This is a genomic window from Microbacterium sp. (assembly GCF_047971895.1).
GTDB lineage: Bacteria > Actinomycetota > Actinomycetes > Actinomycetales > Microbacteriaceae > Microbacterium.
The window spans coordinates 1-15,420 of the sequence record NZ_JBKEAF010000131.1; the positions used below are offsets into that span (position 1 = coordinate 1).

A 15,420-nucleotide genomic window follows, 5' to 3' on the forward strand; every position below is an offset into this window, starting at 1 on the left:
AGTCGATCGCGTGCACGACGAGCTCGGCCCGATGTCGGTCGTCGTGCATGCCGCCGCCTTCCAGCACCAGGCGCCGTTCGACACCCTCGACCCGGCCGACTGGAGTCGCAGCTTCCGCGTCAACGTCGACGGTGCGTTCCACCTCGTGCGCGCGGCACTGCCCGACCTGCGCGCAGCGCCCTCAGGCCGCATCATCATGATCACGTCGTCGAGCTACTTCGCGCCGCCTCCGGGCATGAGCCACTACATCGCTACCAAGGGCGCGCTGACCGGGCTCGTGCGGGGTCTGTCGACCGAGCTCGGGCCTGACGGCATCACCGTCAACGCCGTCGCCCCCGGGCTCACCGCGACCGAGAACGCGCTCCGCAACATCCCCGAGCAGCACTTCGCCCTGGTACAGAGCCGTCAGGCGATCAAACGTGCCGGGCAGGCCGATGACATCGCAGGTGCGGTCGCGTATCTCGCCTCACCCGACGCCGCGTTCGTGACCGGCCAGACCCTGCTCGTCGACGGCGGCGAGAGCCGCCTGTAGCACGGGGAACGCTGGCGATATCACGCCGCCCGATGACTGGCATCAGCCGGACGGGATTCCGCAATCCACCGTACGCTGGTGTGATGACACTGCTGGCGAAGCCGCCAGGCCCGACACGAGGCAAGGACGCCCAGGCACCCGCCTCCCGACACACAGCAGGAGTGTCAGTGAAGATCACACGCAAACTCGCGATTGCCGCAGGCATCGCCGCCCTCGCCCTCACGGTGAGCGCATGCACAACCGGCGACGACGTCGGCGGCACGACCGAGCCGACCGAGCCCGCCGAGATCAGCGCCGAGGCGCAGACCGCCCTGGACGAAGCCTACGAGGGCTTCGGCCTCACGCTCGACAACCTCGAGTCGACCGAGCCCGAAGCCGGACTGAACTTCTACGTCATGTCCTGCGGCGAGTCCAACGCCACGTGCGCAGCCCCCGCGGCCGCCATGATGGAAGCCGCTGAAGCGGCTGGCTGGAACGCCAACCTCGTCGACGGCAAACTGAGCCCCGAAGGCTTCGCCACCGCGATCCGCCAGGCGGTCGCGGGCGGGGCCGACGTGCTCGTGCCGGTCGGCATCAGTTGCTCCGCCGCGTCCGCCGCGTTCGCCGAGGCCCAGGCCGCCGGCGTCACGATCGTCGGCGGCGGCGGTCAGGACGACTGCGACCCTGCCGGCTGGGACGCCGAGCGCCTGTGGCTGCCCGACCCGCCGCTGCCCACCGGCACCTTCGGCGCGTTCGGCATACTCCAGGCCGACTACGTCTTCGGCAAGACCAACGGCGACCCCAAGGCCGTCGTCATCAACATGACCTCGAACCCGTGGGGCCAGCTCATCACCGACGCGTTCGCGGGCCAGCTCGAGACGCTCGGCGGCGGCGAAGTGCTCGAAGTCGTCGATGTCTCCGACCCCGAGAACGCTGACGGCTCGTACATCCAGAAGGTGACGAGCACGCTGCTCGCCAACCCGGACGCCAACGCGCTCATCGTGCCGACCGACGCGTACCTCGTGAGCGGCCTTGCCGCCGCGATCGACCAGGCGGGTCTGGCCGACAAGCTGACGGTCATCGGCAACTTCGGTTCCGAGGCGGCCATCGACATGATCCGCGCGGGTCAGCCCGGTATCACCGCCACGGTCGGCTCGGCACAGATCTGGGAGGCCTGGGGCTCGATCGACACGGCGATCCGCGTCCGCAACGGGCAGGAGCCGGTCTACATCGGCCAGCAGACGATGGTTGTCGACAAGGATCACAACCTGCCCGACTCGGGGCCGTTCGACGGCACGGTCGACTGGCAGTCCAGGTTCCTCACGGCGTGGGGCAAGTGACCGACGCCACGACGAACCCGGAAGCGGTGGGGGCCACCCCCGCCGCTTCCGGCACGTCGACCTCCGATCTGGCCCTGGAGGTCCGGCACCTCGACAAGGACTTCGCCGGCACCCGGGCGTTGAACGATGCCTCGCTGGCGATCCGCCCCGGCACGGTGCACGCGCTGCTGGGCGGCAACGGCTCGGGCAAGTCCACCGCGATCAAGATCCTCGCCGGTGTGTATGAAGCCGATGCCGGCGACCTCAGGATCTTCGGGCGGCCCTACGACTTGCACGGCTATGTACCCGCGATCGCGCAGCAGGCCGGTCTGCGGTTCGTGCACCAAGACCTCGGGCTGTTCCTCGACCTGTCGATCGAGGAGAACTTCGCACTCGACGCCGGCTACCCGCGCCGCGGCCCGGGCATCGACTGGCGCAGCCTGCGCCGGAACGTGACCAGGCTGCTCGCCGAGTACGAGCTCGACGCATCGCCGACGACGGCCGTGGGCGCCCTGCGCCCATCAGACCAGACGATGGTCGCGATCGCGCGCGCCCTGCAGGATCAGGATGCCGACCAGGAGCTGATCCTCGTTCTCGACGAGCCGACCGCGCGACTCGCCGCAGCCGAGTCCGAGTTCCTGCTCGAGCGTGTGCACCGTCGTGCCGAGGCCGGCCAGACGGTGCTCATCGTCAGCCACCGTCTGCGTGAGGTCCTGGCCGTCTCGGACGACTTCACCGTCTACCGCGATGGCCGCGTCGTCGGCGAGCTCGTCGACGCGTCACCGACGGAAGACGAGCTCGTCGAGATCATGGCCGGCAAGGCGGTGCGCGCGCTGCGCCCCACCGGCGATGTCGGTCACGCCGAGACGACACCCGTCTTGACAGTCAAAGATCTGCGCGGCGGACCTGTCCGCGGCATCGACCTCACCGTGCACCGGGGCGAGATCCTCGGCCTCACCGGCCTCGTGGGCGCAGGCCGTTCGAGCGTGCTGAAGATACTCTTCGGCGAGCACAGCCCCGACAGCGGTGCGATGACACTCGAAGGTAAGCCCTATGCACCGCGCACTGTGGGCGACGCGATGGCTGCCGGGGTAGCGATGGTCCCCGAGGATCGGGTGAACGAGGCATCCTTCATGGACCAGACCGTCACCGAGAACATCGCCCTCGCCACGCTCGACGAGAACTGGACCAACGGCTTCATGCCACGCGGCCGCGAGCGCACGGCCGCGCGCGAGCTGATCACGGAATACGGCGTCAAGGTCGCCGGCCCCGACGCCCTCTACTCGTCGATGTCGGGCGGCAACCAGCAGAAGGTCGTGCTGGCGCGCTGGATGCAGCGCACACCCCGGCTGCTGCTGCTCGACGAGCCCACGCAGGGCGTCGACGTCATGAGTCGTGCCGACATCTACGACAGCATCCGCCGCGCCGCCGCCGACGGCTGCGCGGTCATCGTCGCCTCGAGCGACCTCGCCGAGATCCACGCACTGTGCGACCGGACCCTCGTGCTGAGCCGCGGCAAGATCTCGGACGAGGTCGCCGCCGGCACGCTCGACGTCGACGCCCTCACCAGTCTCGTCCTTCGCGAGAAGACGATTCCCGATGCCGCCACGGAGGCAACCTCATGACCGACACCAAGACCCCGCTGACGACCGAAACGGTCTCGATCGCGGTGAAGCGCACGCCGACGGGACTGCGTCTGCTGGAGAACTACGCGCTGCCTCTGCTGACGATCCTGGTCTTCGTGTTCTTCTCCTTCTTCCCGCTCTCATCGCGATCGTTCCCGACGATGAACAACCTCAATGTGATCCTCGGCAGCAATGCCGTGATCGCGCTGATCGCGATCGCCGCGATCTTCCCGTTGGTGTGCGGCTACTTCGACTTCTCGCTGGGCGCCACGGCAGTCATGTCGCAGGTCATGACTGCCGGCATGATGTCGGTGTTCGGCCTGCCGCTGTGGCTGGCGATCGTCATCTCGCTGTGCCTGGGCACGCTGGTGGGCATCGTCAACGGCCTCTTCGTCACCAAGCTGGGCATGAACCCGTTCGTCACGACCCTCGGCATGATGATGCTGATCGCGGGTCTGCTGTCGTGGTTCACCGGCGGCGCAACGCTGGTCAGCGGCATCGACCCGGCGCTCATCACGTTCGGGTCGACGCGCCTCGCCGGCATCCCCCTCGTCTTCTTCGTGACGTTGCTCATCGGCCTCATCGCCTGGTACTTCTTCGCGCACACGCCGTTCGGGCGGTCGCTGTACGCGATCGGCTCCAATGCCACGGCGGCCAAACTCGTCGGCCTTCCCGTCCGCAAGAACATCTGGTGGAGCTTCATCGTCGCGGGCTTCATCGCAGGGCTCGCCGGCGTCATGCAGCTCTCACGCGTAGGCAGCGCCGCGGCCTCGGACGGCGGGATGCTCTTGTTCCCGGCGTTGGCGGCCGTGTTCCTGGGTGCCACCGCCATCCGCCCCGGCTTCTTCAACGTGTGGGGCACGATCATCGGCGCGATCTTCGTGTCGGTGTCGGTCAGCGGCCTGGCTCTGTCGGGGGCCAGCGGGTGGGCGTCGAGCGTGTTCAACGGTGCGGCGCTGCTCGCTGCGGTCGCCCTGTCGACGTACCTCGGTCGCTCCAAGCGCACCGGCTGAACGGGGCTCCATAGGATGGGGCCGTGACCGATGTCCGCAAGCTCGACCTGAATCTCGTAGTGGTGCTCGATGCGCTGCTCGCCGAGCGCAACCTGACCCGCGCCGGTGAGCACATCGGCATGACGCAGCCCGCGGTGAGCGGGGCGCTGAGCCGATTGCGCGAGATGTTCAACGATCCGCTGCTCGAGCGCGCGGGGAGCCGGTTCGTCCTCACGCCGCGCGCTGAGGCCCTCATCCCCGAAGTGCTGGAGTGCATGGCCGCCGTGCGCCGTACATTCGAGGTGCTGCCCGAGTTCGACCCGGCGACGAGCACGCGCACGTTCATCGTCTCGGCATCGGACTATGTGCTCGCCGAGCTGGCGAGCCCGCTGCTCGCGGTGCTGCGCGACGAAGCAGCCCACACGCGGGTCGAGTTCGTGCCGCTGCCGGCCGACGAGAACCTCTCACCCATCGACCTGCTGCGCTGCGACGTCAGCATCGCCGGGACGGGGCGCGGGGTTCCCGGCAAGCGGGCGTCGCTGTTCTCGGACCAGTTCGTGTGCCTGGTGGATGCCGCCAACCCGGCGCTCGACGACGGCACGCTGTCACTCGACGCACTGCAGCGCCTGCATCACGTGCGCTCGAATTTCGGGCCGCGCGTGACGACGCGTGTCGACGACATGCTCCACGCGGCCGACATCGTCCCGCGTGGAGCCGTGGCCGTCCCGGGCTTCATGGCCGTGCCGTTCGTGCTCGCGGGGACGCCCTGGGTCGGCTGGGTGCCCGAACGCACAGCGAACCGCTATGCGGACTCGCTCGGACTCATGATCGCCAAGACCCCGATCGTGCCGAGCGTGCTCGTCGAGGCGGCTCACTGGCATCCATCGAAATCCGACGACCGCGCACTGCAGTGGCTGGTGCAACAGCTGCGCCGCGCCTCCGAGCTCGTCGAATTCGGCGACGAAGCGTAGCCGCACCCGCGGCCACCGCACGCGGTTCCTGAGCCCGTCGAGGGATCAGTGCGGGATGCCGAGGTCGCGGCTGTTGCCCGCGGTGTCGGTGTGCACGAACGAGTTGTACGCGACGAGGATGTCGCTGAACCTGTCGTTCTTATCGATCTCGTACATGATGACGCCGTCGAACTCGAACGTCTCACCCTTCTTGACCGGGCCGAACAGCGACTCGTCGGCGTCGTGGCGCGCGGTGAACAGCGTGTTCATCTGGATCGCCGCCCGCCCCTCGTCGGAGACGAAGCGCGGAACCGTCAGCCTCTCGACGTAGTCGGGCCAGATAAGCTCACGATAGTGGTGCTTCATGCCGTCGATGCCGGTGAACTCGAGCGTGCCGTTCTTCACGTGCACGTCGGCGGCCAGATAGTCGTCGAAGGTCGTGTCGTCTTCCTCATTGAAGCGGCGGATGTAGTCGCGGAAGTGGGTCTCGTCCATGCTCGCGACGGTACGCCCGCCGACCCACAGAACGGAATATCAGGTGCGAAATACCATCTATCGCACGTGACACAGAATCGCAGCTTCGTTCTACTTGACGCATGTGTTGGCAGGCTCAGAAGCTTGGAACGGTGGATGCCGCGGTACTCCCGGGCTTGGACGGTGATCGATGACGGCGACCCCGAGATGGCGAGCACAGCCCCTGGCCATGGTGGCCGATCACTCTCGCGTGCGCCGCAGGCCTTGGCATCATGGGCCTGGCGATCAGCCCATGGCTGATCGCTGTCGGCATCGGTGTGTTCCTTGTCGCGATCGTTGAAGACGATGAGCCCTCTCGCACGCTGACCCGGTCGCCCGTGCTCTATTGCTGAGCCTGGCGAAGCGCCTCGATCAGGGCGTCGCCGGGGCGTGCCTCTTCGAACGGCGCATCGATCTCGGCGCGGCCGAGCAGCTCGGTCATGCGGCGGCGGCGCTGACGCGGGATGAGCGACACGACGGTGCCCGACCGTCCCGCACGTCCGGTGCGGCCGGAACGGTGCAGGTACGTCTTGAACTCGTCGGGCGCGTCCGCCTGGATCACGAGGTCGATGTCATCGACGTGGATGCCGCGGGCCGCGACATCCGTCGCCACCAGCACGTTGACCCGTCCAGAGGTGAGCCGCTCGAGGTTGCGGGTGCGCTTGGCCTGGTTGAGATCGCCGTGCAGGGCGACTGCGCGGATACCGGCGTCTTCGAACTGCTCGGCGAGCATCTCGGCGTAGGCGCGCGTGCGCGAGAACACGAGGGTCTTTCCCTCACGATCGACGAGGCTCGTCAGGATCTCGGCCTTGTCGCGGTGGTCGATGACGAGCACGCGGTGGTCGATGGTGCCCGAGTCCTGGTCTTCGCCGGCGACCTCGTACACGGCAGGATCCACGAGGAACTCGTCGACGAGGGCCGCGACCTCGCGGTCGAGCGTGGCCGAGAAGAGCAGCTTCTGCGCTCCATCGGCAACCAGGCGCAGGATGCGCTGCATCGGCTCGAGGAACCCGAGCTCCGACATGTGGTCGGCCTCGTCGAGGACGACGATGCGCACCTGTGAGAGGTCGAGCTTGCCCTGCTCCTGCAGGTCTTCGATGCGGCCGGGGGTGCCGATGACGATGTCGACGCCCTTCTTCAGCGCACCGACCTGACGAGCCTGCGGCACACCGCCGTAGACCTGTGTGGTGAACAGGCCGACGCTGCGGGCGATCGGCTGGATGGTGCGGTCGATCTGCAGTGCCAGCTCGCGCGTGGGGGCGAGGATGAGCGCCTTCGGCGCCCGGCCGAACTCGCGGCGCTGCCCGGCCTGCGAGCGCAGGATGGATTCCACGAGCGGGGCGCCGAACGCGATGGTCTTGCCCGAGCCGGTGCGGCCGCGCGCCAGCACGTCGCGTCCTTCGAGGATCGGCGCGATCGTGGCCGCCTGGATCGGGAAGGGCGTCGGGGCGCCCAGGTCGGCCAGTGTGCGGACGATGTTGTCGCCGAGCCCCAGGCTCGCGAACGTCACATCGGCGACCTCCTCGGCCTGCACGGCCTCGGCCTGCAGTTTCTCGTGCACGACGTCGACGTGCGCCTGGTGCGCCTTCGACGTCGTCATACGGGTCCAGTCGTCCCGCCTGGGCCGGTCGTCGCGCCTGGGCCGGTCGTCGCGCCGGGGCCGGTCGTCCCGCCGGGGCCGGTCGTCCCGCCGACCCTGCACTGATGCAGGCTGATCCGGACGGTATCCGCCCCGACGCGGCGAGTCGCCCCATCCAGCCTGCGTTGTTGCACCGTGCCGGTCGTCATAAGAACGGCGGGGCCGGTCGTCGTAGGTGCGCGCCGGACGCGCATCGTCACGGCGGGGGCGGTCGTCGTACGAGCGACGGGGGCGGTCGTCCCCGCGGCGACCCTGCACGTACGCAGGCTGATCCGGGCGATGTCCGCCCCGACGCGGCGAATCGCCCCGCCCAGCCTGCGTTGTTGCACCACGCCGATCGCCACGCTCGTCAGAGAAGCGGGGCTCGCGGCGCCCGTCGCGGTAACCGCCGTCGCGACCGTGCGAGCGGATGCCGCGCGCGGCATCCCGTCCCGCCTTCTCCTGCGACGTCCAGCGGCGCTTGGGCGCGGCATCCGACTCCGCCGGACGATACCCGCGGTGGCCCGGGCTCTTGCTGCCCGGCTTACCCGCGGACGCCTCGCCGGGGCGGCGCTTGCGGTCCTGGTAGGAGCCCTTCTTGCCGTAGCGCGGCTCGAAACTCTGGGCACGGCCTCCGGCCGGCTTCTTGTTCTTGGGCATGGTGGTGTCCTTCTGGATTGTCTCGCGCGAGAACAGCACTCCGATCCGCGCGGCAACGCATGCCACGGCAGGGAGCAACCCGGACAGTCCGTCGGCCGGGGGCCATTCACAGTGATGGTCGTCGGAGCGGATTCGCTCCCACCATCGGCCCCTTGGACTCACAAACCCATCCACGCGAACGCGGCGTCCAGAGCCGACCCCACCACTCTAGCGGGCGCACCTGTGAAGTACCCGCGGCGGGGGCCGCTAGCGTGGCGGGGTGACCGATCCGCACCCCGCCGAGCCCACCGGCATCCAGCATCGCCTGCGCCGGGACGCAGTCACGGCGCATATCGCGCAGGTGGGGGCGGCACTGCGCGGGCTGACCGTCGGCGGGGTCGATGTGGTGCCGCCGTATCCGCTCGGCGTGCGCCCGCCGTCGGCATCGGGGGTGGTGCTCGTGCCGTGGCCGAACCGTGTCCGCGACGGTGTGTGGCTGCATGACGGTGAGCCGCAGCGGCTGGCTGTGACCGAGCCGGCGCGCGGCAACGCGATCCACGGACTGCTGCGCTACACCGCGTACGACGCGACGATGCACGCCGACGACGCCGTCGAGTTGTCGGCGACCGTCTTCCCGCAGCCGGGCTACCCGTTCCGCATCGACACGTCGGTGCGTTACGCACTCACCGGCGACGGCGTACAGGTGACGCACGAGGTCGTCAACAGAGCGGTGGATGCTGCGCCCGTCGCACTCGGGACGCATCCCTTCGTCACGATCGGCAACGCCGACCCGGACGACCTCGTGCTCACGGTGCCCGCATCCGAGCGCTTCCCCCTCGACGAGCGGATGCTGCCGGGCGCACCGGTGCCCGTCGATGGCACGCACTACGATCTGCGCGCGGGTCGGCGGCTCGCCGATCTCGACCTCGATGACGCGTGGACGGGCATCGCCCGCGACCCCGACGGTCGCAGCCGGTGCACGCTCGCCGCGCCCGACGGGCGTCGTGCCGTGCTGTGGGCGGGGCCGGGGTTCGACGTGGTGCAGGTGTTCACCACGACGAGCTACCCGGGGCAGCCGCGCGCCGTCGCGATCGAGCCGATGACCGCACCGGCCGATGCCTTCAACTCCGGCATCGGCGTGCGGTGGCTCGCCCCCGGCGAATCGTGGCGACTCGACTGGGGCATCGCCCTCGAGACGCGATAGGCCCCTCGGCGGCGCACCGCGAGCGGCACGCGAGTCAGTCGGCGTTGCGCCGCGAGCGGCGCGACTGTGGGACCTGCTGCACCGGCGGCAGGCTCGGCACCCCGTCGATGCCGCCCGCGAGCACGGGCTCGGCGGCATCCCCTTGCCCGTTCCGCCTCGCGACCCGGCGCTCCTTGGCCCCTTCGACCAGGTTGTAGAGCGTGGGCAGCACGACCAGCGTCAGCACCGTCGACGAGATGAGGCCGCCGATCACGACGATCGCGAGCGGCTGCGAGATGAAACCACCATGCCCGGTGATGCCGAGTGCCATCGGGGTGAGCGCGAAGATCGTGGCGAGCGCCGTCATGAGAATCGGCCGCAGACGTCTCGAGCCGCCGGCGATCGTCGCATCACGCGCCGACAGCCCCTTCTCGCGGTACTGGTTCACGAGGTCGACGAGCACGATGGCGTTCGTCACGACGATGCCGATGAGCATGAGCACGCCGATGAGCGAGGCGACGCCGAGCGGCACGCCCGTCGCGATCTGCAGCAGGATGGCGCCGGTCGCCGCGAACGGCACCGACACGAGGAGTAGCAGCGGCTGGCGCAGCGACTTGAACGTCGCCACCATCACGACGTAGACGATCAGAATCGCCGCGAGCATCGCGAGGCCCAGCTGTGCGAACGCGTCGGTCTGCTGCGACAGCACGCCGCCGAGCGCGGCGTCGGCACCCGTAGGCAGGTCGACGTCTGCGAGCGCCGCGGTGACAGTGGCCGAGGCCGCGGTCAGGTCGTCGGTGGCCGGGGTGACCGTGACGGTGGCGGTGCGCTGACCGCGCTGGGTCGTGATCGAGGTCGGTCCCTCACTCTCCGCGACGGTCGCCACCTCGTCGAGGCGGATGAGTCCTGCGGCTGAGGAGATCTCGAGCCCCTTGAGCTCGTCGATCGTCTGCGGTACCTCGTCGCGCTGCAGGTAGATGGTTACGCCGGTGCCGTCGAGCTCGACGGTGCCGACCTGGCGCGGCTGCATCGTGTTCGAGACGAGGGCTCCGACGGCCACCTCCGACAGGCCGAGCGAGGCGGCCTTGTCGCGGTCGACGGTCACGGCGGCGTAGGGCAGGGCGTCCGACAGGTTCGAGCTGACCTGGCCGATACCGTCCTTTCCGTCGAGTGCGGCGACGACCTGGTCAGTCGCCTCGCGCAGCGTGTCGGCGTCGGGGGCGGTGACCTCGACGGCGATGTCGCTCGAGCCGAACCCGCCCTGTGCGGTCGACACGGTCACGGTGCCGACGTCGTCGAGGTCGGCGAGGGCGTCCTGCACATCGGTGCGCACGCGGTCCTGGTCGGCGCTCGAGTCCGTGGTGATCGAGAAGGTGATGCCCGCCCCGCCGCCGGCGAACGCGTCGAGCAGTGCCGAGCCGGTCGAGCCGACCGAAGTCTGCACGGTGTCGATGCCGTCGACCGAGAGCAGCACGTCCTCGACCTTCGCAGCGGCGACGTCCTCGGCGCCGAGGCTCGCGGCCTGGCCGAGCTTCTGCGTGACGGTGAAGGTGTTCTGGCCAGAATCGCCGAGGAAGTTGGTCTTCATGAACGGTGCGGCCGCGAGGGTGCCGCCGAGCACGAGCACCGCGAGCAGCAGCGTGACCCACGAGTGCTTGAGCGTCCAGGTGAGGATCGGCAGGTAGACCTTCTGCAGGCGCGACGGCGGGGCGGCCGGGTCTTCGGGGTCGATCTCGTTGCCGTCGGCGTCGAGCAGCGGCTTGCCCGGACGCAGGAACCAGTAGGCGAGCACCGGCACGATCGTGAGCGCGACCAGCAGCGACGCCGTCATGGCGATCGTGACGGTCAGCGCGAACGGCCGGAACAGCTCACCGGTCATGTCGCCGACGAAGGCGATGGGCAGGAAGACCGCGACGGTGGTGATGGTGGATGCCGTGATGGCCGCCGCCACCTCACGCACGCCGAGCACGATCGATCTCATCTTGTCGGCGGCGCCGACGTAATGGCGTTTGATGTTCTCGATGACGACGATGGAGTCGTCGACGACACGGCCGATGGCGATCGTCAGCGCGCCCAGGGTGAGGATGTTCAGCGAGTACCCGAACGCCTGGATCCCGATGAACGTGACCAGCACGCTCGTGGGGATCGAGATCGCCGTCACCAAGGTCGAGCGCACCGACAGCAGGAAGACGAGGATCACGAGCACGGCGAAGGCGAGGCCGAGCAGACCCTCTTGTGCGAGCGCCTCGATCGACTGCTGGATGTAGGGCGCCTGATCGAACACGATCGTGAACTCGGCGGATGCGCCGACCGCGTCCTGCAGGTCGGGCAGCAGCGCCGTGACGGTCCTCGACACGTCGACGGTGTTGGCCGCCGGCAGCTTCGTGATCGAGATGGTGAGCGCCGGCTCGCCGTTGACGCGCGAGATCGAGGTGACCGGGTCGGCGCCGAGCGAGACGGAGGCGACGTCGGCGACGGTGATCGTTCCCGCCGCGAACTGCGCGGCATCCGTCGGCACCAGCGGCAGCTGCGCGATCTCATCGACCGACGTGAGCTTCGCACCGGTCTGCACGGTAAGGGTCTGGTCTCCCTCGGTGACCGTGCCTCCGGGGAACAGCACGCCGTTCTGGTCGAGGGCGTCGGTGATGGCCGCCTGGGTGTACCCGGCGGTGGCGAGTGCGGCCTGGTCGGGCACGATGACCACGCGCTGGCCCTGGCCGCCGAGGATCTGCGCCGCAGCGACACCGTCGACGTCTTCGAGTTCGGGGACGACGGCGGTCTCGAGGCGGTCCTGGATCGTGTCGGCGTCGTCGTAGCCGGTGACGGCGAGCGCGATGACGGGCAGGTCGTCGATCGAGAACGAGATGACGTTGGGTTCGACCGATTCGGGCAGCTGGCTCTTGATGCGGTTGATCGACTGCAGGATCTTCTGCTCGGCGGTGGCGAGGTTCGTGCCGTAGGCGAAGGATGCCTGGATGATCGACGCGTTCGTTGTGCTCGTCGCCGTCGTCGACTCGAGCCCGGGGACGCCCTGGATCGCCGTCTCGATGGGTGTCGACACGTCGTTGTTGACGACATCGGGCGATGCACCCGGGTAGGTCGTGACGACCGAGAGCTGCGGGAACTCGATCGAGGGGATGAGCTCCTGCTTGAGGTTGGTGAGGGCGAGCCCGCCGAAGACGGCGGCGATGATCGTCACGAGGGCGATCAGCGCGCGGTTCTTCAGGCTCAGGACGGCGAGTTTCGACACGGGGGCTCTCAGTCTGCGGGGGTTCGGGTTTCGCCGAAGATGCCGGCGAGGGCGGTCTCGATGATGTGCAGGGGCACCGGCTCGTCGTTCAGCTGTTTATGCCAGAGCAGCCCATCGATGAACACCGCCGCAGCGGTGGCGCGCTCGATGCCGTGGGCCGGTGTCAGCATATCGATGATCTGCCCCGACCAGCGCCGGGCCATGGCCCGCAGACGCGGGTCGTGAACGGCGGCGGTGACGACGGCCCGATCGGCCTTCATCGATGTCGCGTCGACGAGGGCGGCGTGGATGAGGGTTGCCACAGACTGCGCTGTCGCACCCTGCACCGCGAGGGTCTCGCGCGTCGCGGTCATCTGCTGGTCGACGTGCGCAACGAGCAGCTGCAGGGCCGCGTCGCGCAGGTCGTCGAGGGTGTCGAAGTACTGGGTGGTGGCACCGAGGGGAACGTCGGCGCGGGCGGCGACCAGACGGTGCGTGATCGCCTCGACGCCGACCTCGGTGACGAGCTCAGCGGCAGCGACGACGATCGCCTGACGGCGCCCCTCGGGGTCGCGTTTGCGGCGCGCGGCAACGGACATGGTTCTCCTGGACGAACGTACATGTACGTTTGTACAGGCGTGTACCTGAGTGCGCGCTGAGAGTTCACGGCTGCAAGAGCTGTCGACTCGCAGACTCGGCGGAGATGCCCACCGCGAGCAACTAGGACAGGATCGCGATATATCGTGTTACGGTGGGATTACGCGATATATCGCGAGCATACACAAGGAGACCCCCATGACCCTGGAGAAGTGGCTCATCCACCCGGGCGAGACGCGCGTCATCGACATCGAGACCGTGCGCAGCCTCAAGATCGGCCTCGTCGGCGGCCAGGTCGACGTCATCGCCCACGACGAACCCGGTGCACGCATCGAAGTGCACGGTGTCACCGTCAAGGACCTGCGCATCGAGGTCACCGGCGACGCGGTCGAGATCGACCACCCGCAGCTGCGCTGGGACAACTTCCTCGAGGTGTTCCGCAACTTCGGCGCGGGCGGCCCGAAGGCCGAGATCAGCGTGGCCGTGCCACGCGACGTCGCCCTCACCCTCGGCGTCGTCAGCGCCAGCACCCTCGTCTCGGGGATGCAGACCGACGCGAAGCTCAACACCGTCTCGGGCGACCTCATCGTCGACGGACTCACCGGCGACCTCGCCGTCAATGCGGTGTCGGGCGACGTGCAGATCCGCGAGCTCGTCGGCAGCATCGATGCGAACACCGTCTCGGGCGACTTCGCTGCGACCGGTTCGATCCCGAAGGCCACCGTCGACACGGTCTCGGGTGCGGTGCTCATCGACTCGGCGGGCGACGTGCACGAGGTCGGCCTCAACTCCGTCAGCGGCAACGCGACCGTGCGCCTCGACGAGGGGCTGCCCGCGAACTACGTCATCCGCAGCGTGAGCGGCCGGGTGCAGATCGACGGCGTCGTGCGCTCGGGCCAGGGCACCGGCCCCACCACCAACTACTCGGGGTCGACCGGCGAGCTCAGCGGTGCCTTCGCCGATGTGCGCGCCCACTCGGTCTCGGGCGACATCACCGTGCTGCGCAACCCGGCCGGCAAGCCCACGATGGCCGCCGACGAAGAAGGGCAGGAGTGGTGATGACCCCCGTCTTCTCGCACGGCGACCTGCGCCTGTACCTGCTGAGCCTCCTCGACGAGGGTCCGCGGCACGGCTACGACATCATGCAGGCGCTCTCCGACCGCACCGGCGGCACCTACACCCCGAGCGCCGGCACCATCTACCCGCGACTGGCGAAGCTCGAAGAAGAAGGCCTGGTCACCAAGACCGTCGACGGCCGCAAGACCGTCTACGAGATCACGGCGGCCGGCCGCGCCGAAGTCGCCTCACGCGCGGGTGACCTCGAGGGCATCGAGGCCGACCTCGCCGACTCGGTGCGGCTCATCGCCGACGAGGTGCGCGGCAGCGTACGCGAGGCGATGAAGAGCCTGCGCGCCGACCTGGCCGCCGCCGCACGCGACGAGCGAGCCGACGCCCGCACGACGGCCCCGGCCGACGACGCCCGCGCGCGCAGCCGCGAACAGCTGCACGCCGCCGACGCGGCGATCAACGAGTTCCGCGCACGCGTGCGCAGCGATCTGCGCTCGCACGTCGCGCGCGGCGGTGAGCTGGCGGCATCCACCGTCGGCGACCTCGCCAGATCGCTCGACGAGGCGGCCCGCAACGTCACGCGCGCACTGAACGGGTGATCACTCCGGCCACAGGTCCTCGTCGTCGCCCGCCGGGTCTCCCAGCGGCACGACGAGGATCGGCCGGTGCTGTCGGTGCGCGAGGCGGGCGGCGACCGATCCGGTGAAGAACTCGCGAATCGACTCGCCGATCCCCCTCTTGCGCGTGCCGACCACGATCAGCTTCGCGTCGATTCGATCGGCGAGGTGCTTGACGGCAAGCGCGGGGTCGCCGACGAGCTGCTGCACCGTCCACTCCACGGCCTTGCCGTCGAGAACGGTGGATGCCTCGCCCCGCACGGTCTCGAGGTCATCGAGGCCGGGGGTCACGTTCAGGTCGATCGGTGCCGAGTGCACGTAGCCGTCCGGGTCCTCGTAGGTGACGAAGCGCGTGACGTCGACGTTGACGACCACCAGCCGGGTCTGCAGCAGGCCCGCATACCGCGCGGCCTCGTGCAGCACACGCGGAGACTGGCCCGGCACGATCGCAGCAACCACGGCACCGCGGAACCCCGCATCGTCGAGATCGGCCGCGGCATCCGATTCACCGGTCGGACCGTCGTATCGTGCCTCGTCGGTCATCGCGCGCCCTTTCCTC

14 protein-coding genes are annotated in these 15,420 nt (G+C 69.0%); 9 read left to right on the forward strand and 5 right to left on the reverse strand.

The window, feature by feature from the left end; translation table 11 throughout:
* The 5 genes from ACK5IN_RS10080 to ACK5IN_RS10100 all read left to right on the forward strand — a co-directional run.
* On the forward strand, positions 1-532 hold a 532-nt coding region (locus tag ACK5IN_RS10080), incomplete at its 5' end, for an SDR family NAD(P)-dependent oxidoreductase (RefSeq protein WP_416896056.1).
* A 167-nt stretch (positions 533-699) separates the two neighbouring features.
* Positions 700-1,851: a sugar ABC transporter substrate-binding protein gene (locus tag ACK5IN_RS10085; RefSeq protein WP_416896057.1), complete on the forward strand. Its 1,152-nt coding sequence runs from the start codon at positions 700-702 to the stop codon at positions 1,849-1,851.
* Positions 1,848-3,455: a sugar ABC transporter ATP-binding protein gene (locus ACK5IN_RS10090; protein ID WP_416896058.1), complete on the forward strand. Its 1,608-nt coding sequence runs from the start codon at positions 1,848-1,850 to the stop codon at positions 3,453-3,455. Before ACK5IN_RS10085 ends, ACK5IN_RS10090 begins: the two co-directional genes overlap by 4 nt.
* Complete coding sequence (locus tag ACK5IN_RS10095) at positions 3,452-4,468, forward strand: ABC transporter permease (protein ID WP_416896059.1); 1,017 nt, start codon at positions 3,452-3,454, stop codon at positions 4,466-4,468. Before ACK5IN_RS10090 ends, ACK5IN_RS10095 begins: the two co-directional genes overlap by 4 nt.
* Before the next feature lie 23 nt (positions 4,469-4,491).
* Positions 4,492-5,418: a LysR family transcriptional regulator gene (locus tag ACK5IN_RS10100; protein ID WP_416896060.1), complete on the forward strand. Its 927-nt coding sequence runs from the start codon at positions 4,492-4,494 to the stop codon at positions 5,416-5,418.
* Between the two features lie 45 nt (positions 5,419-5,463).
* Here the strand turns inward: ACK5IN_RS10100 and ACK5IN_RS10105 are convergent, their stop codons facing one another.
* Positions 5,464-5,892: a nuclear transport factor 2 family protein gene (locus ACK5IN_RS10105; RefSeq protein ID WP_416896061.1), complete on the reverse strand. Its 429-nt coding sequence runs from the start codon at positions 5,890-5,892 to the stop codon at positions 5,464-5,466.
* A 248-nt stretch (positions 5,893-6,140) separates the two neighbouring features.
* Here ACK5IN_RS10105 and ACK5IN_RS10110 point away from each other — a divergent pair, with 248 nt between their 5' ends.
* The gene (locus ACK5IN_RS10110; RefSeq protein ID WP_416896081.1) at positions 6,141-6,263 is read left to right on the forward strand and encodes a hypothetical protein; all 123 of its coding nucleotides are present in this window, start codon (positions 6,141-6,143) and stop codon (positions 6,261-6,263) included.
* On the opposite strand, the gene ACK5IN_RS10115 is transcribed toward ACK5IN_RS10110, so the two are convergent.
* Positions 6,254-8,188 (reverse strand): DEAD/DEAH box helicase, encoded by a 1,935-nt coding sequence (locus ACK5IN_RS10115; RefSeq protein WP_416896062.1) that lies wholly within the window; start codon positions 8,186-8,188, stop codon positions 6,254-6,256. The two genes, ACK5IN_RS10110 and ACK5IN_RS10115, sit on opposite strands and share 10 nt — an antisense overlap.
* 259 nt (positions 8,189-8,447) lie before the next feature.
* Between ACK5IN_RS10115 and ACK5IN_RS10120 the strand changes: the two genes are divergently transcribed.
* Positions 8,448-9,371 carry an aldose 1-epimerase family protein gene (locus tag ACK5IN_RS10120; protein WP_416896063.1) on the forward strand — a complete coding sequence of 308 codons (924 nt, stop codon included), beginning with the start codon at positions 8,448-8,450 and terminating at the stop codon, positions 9,369-9,371.
* Positions 9,372-9,405: 34 nt separating this feature from the next.
* Here the strand turns inward: ACK5IN_RS10120 and ACK5IN_RS10125 are convergent, their stop codons facing one another.
* Positions 9,406-12,600, reverse strand: coding sequence for an efflux RND transporter permease subunit (locus ACK5IN_RS10125; RefSeq protein WP_416896064.1), 3,195 nt, complete (start codon positions 12,598-12,600; stop codon positions 9,406-9,408).
* Positions 12,601-12,608: 8 nt separating this feature from the next.
* Positions 12,609-13,178, reverse strand: a complete 570-nt coding sequence (locus tag ACK5IN_RS10130) for a TetR/AcrR family transcriptional regulator (protein ID WP_416896065.1) — start codon at positions 13,176-13,178, stop codon at positions 12,609-12,611.
* 196 nt (positions 13,179-13,374) lie between these two features.
* Between ACK5IN_RS10130 and ACK5IN_RS10135 the strand changes: the two genes are divergently transcribed.
* Positions 13,375-14,235, forward strand: a complete 861-nt coding sequence (locus ACK5IN_RS10135) for a DUF4097 family beta strand repeat-containing protein (RefSeq protein ID WP_416896066.1) — start codon at positions 13,375-13,377, stop codon at positions 14,233-14,235.
* Positions 14,235-14,843: a PadR family transcriptional regulator gene (locus ACK5IN_RS10140; RefSeq protein ID WP_416896067.1), complete on the forward strand. Its 609-nt coding sequence runs from the start codon at positions 14,235-14,237 to the stop codon at positions 14,841-14,843. Before ACK5IN_RS10135 ends, ACK5IN_RS10140 begins: the two co-directional genes overlap by 1 nt.
* Here ACK5IN_RS10140 and ACK5IN_RS10145 read toward each other — a convergent pair whose 3' ends face one another.
* Positions 14,844-15,404 (reverse strand): universal stress protein, encoded by a 561-nt coding sequence (locus ACK5IN_RS10145; protein WP_416896068.1) that lies wholly within the window; start codon positions 15,402-15,404, stop codon positions 14,844-14,846.
* Positions 15,405-15,420: the final 16 nt, after the last annotated feature.

Excerpts from the sequence above, each read along its gene's own strand:
- ACK5IN_RS10095 (WP_416896059.1), top strand. The coding sequence starts at position 3,452 with ATGACCGACACCAAGACCCCGCTGACGACCGAAACGGTCTCGATCGCG.
- ACK5IN_RS10105 (WP_416896061.1), bottom strand. The coding sequence starts at position 5,892 with ATGGACGAGACCCACTTCCGCGACTACATCCGCCGCTTCAATGAGGAA.
- ACK5IN_RS10115 (WP_416896062.1), bottom strand. The coding sequence starts at position 8,188 with ATGCCCAAGAACAAGAAGCCGGCCGGAGGCCGTGCCCAGAGTTTCGAG.
- ACK5IN_RS10130 (WP_416896065.1), bottom strand. The coding sequence starts at position 13,178 with ATGTCCGTTGCCGCGCGCCGCAAACGCGACCCCGAGGGGCGCCGTCAG.
- ACK5IN_RS10135 (WP_416896066.1), top strand. The coding sequence starts at position 13,375 with ATGACCCTGGAGAAGTGGCTCATCCACCCGGGCGAGACGCGCGTCATC.
- ACK5IN_RS10140 (WP_416896067.1), top strand. The coding sequence starts at position 14,235 with ATGACCCCCGTCTTCTCGCACGGCGACCTGCGCCTGTACCTGCTGAGC.
- ACK5IN_RS10145 (WP_416896068.1), bottom strand. The coding sequence starts at position 15,404 with ATGACCGACGAGGCACGATACGACGGTCCGACCGGTGAATCGGATGCC.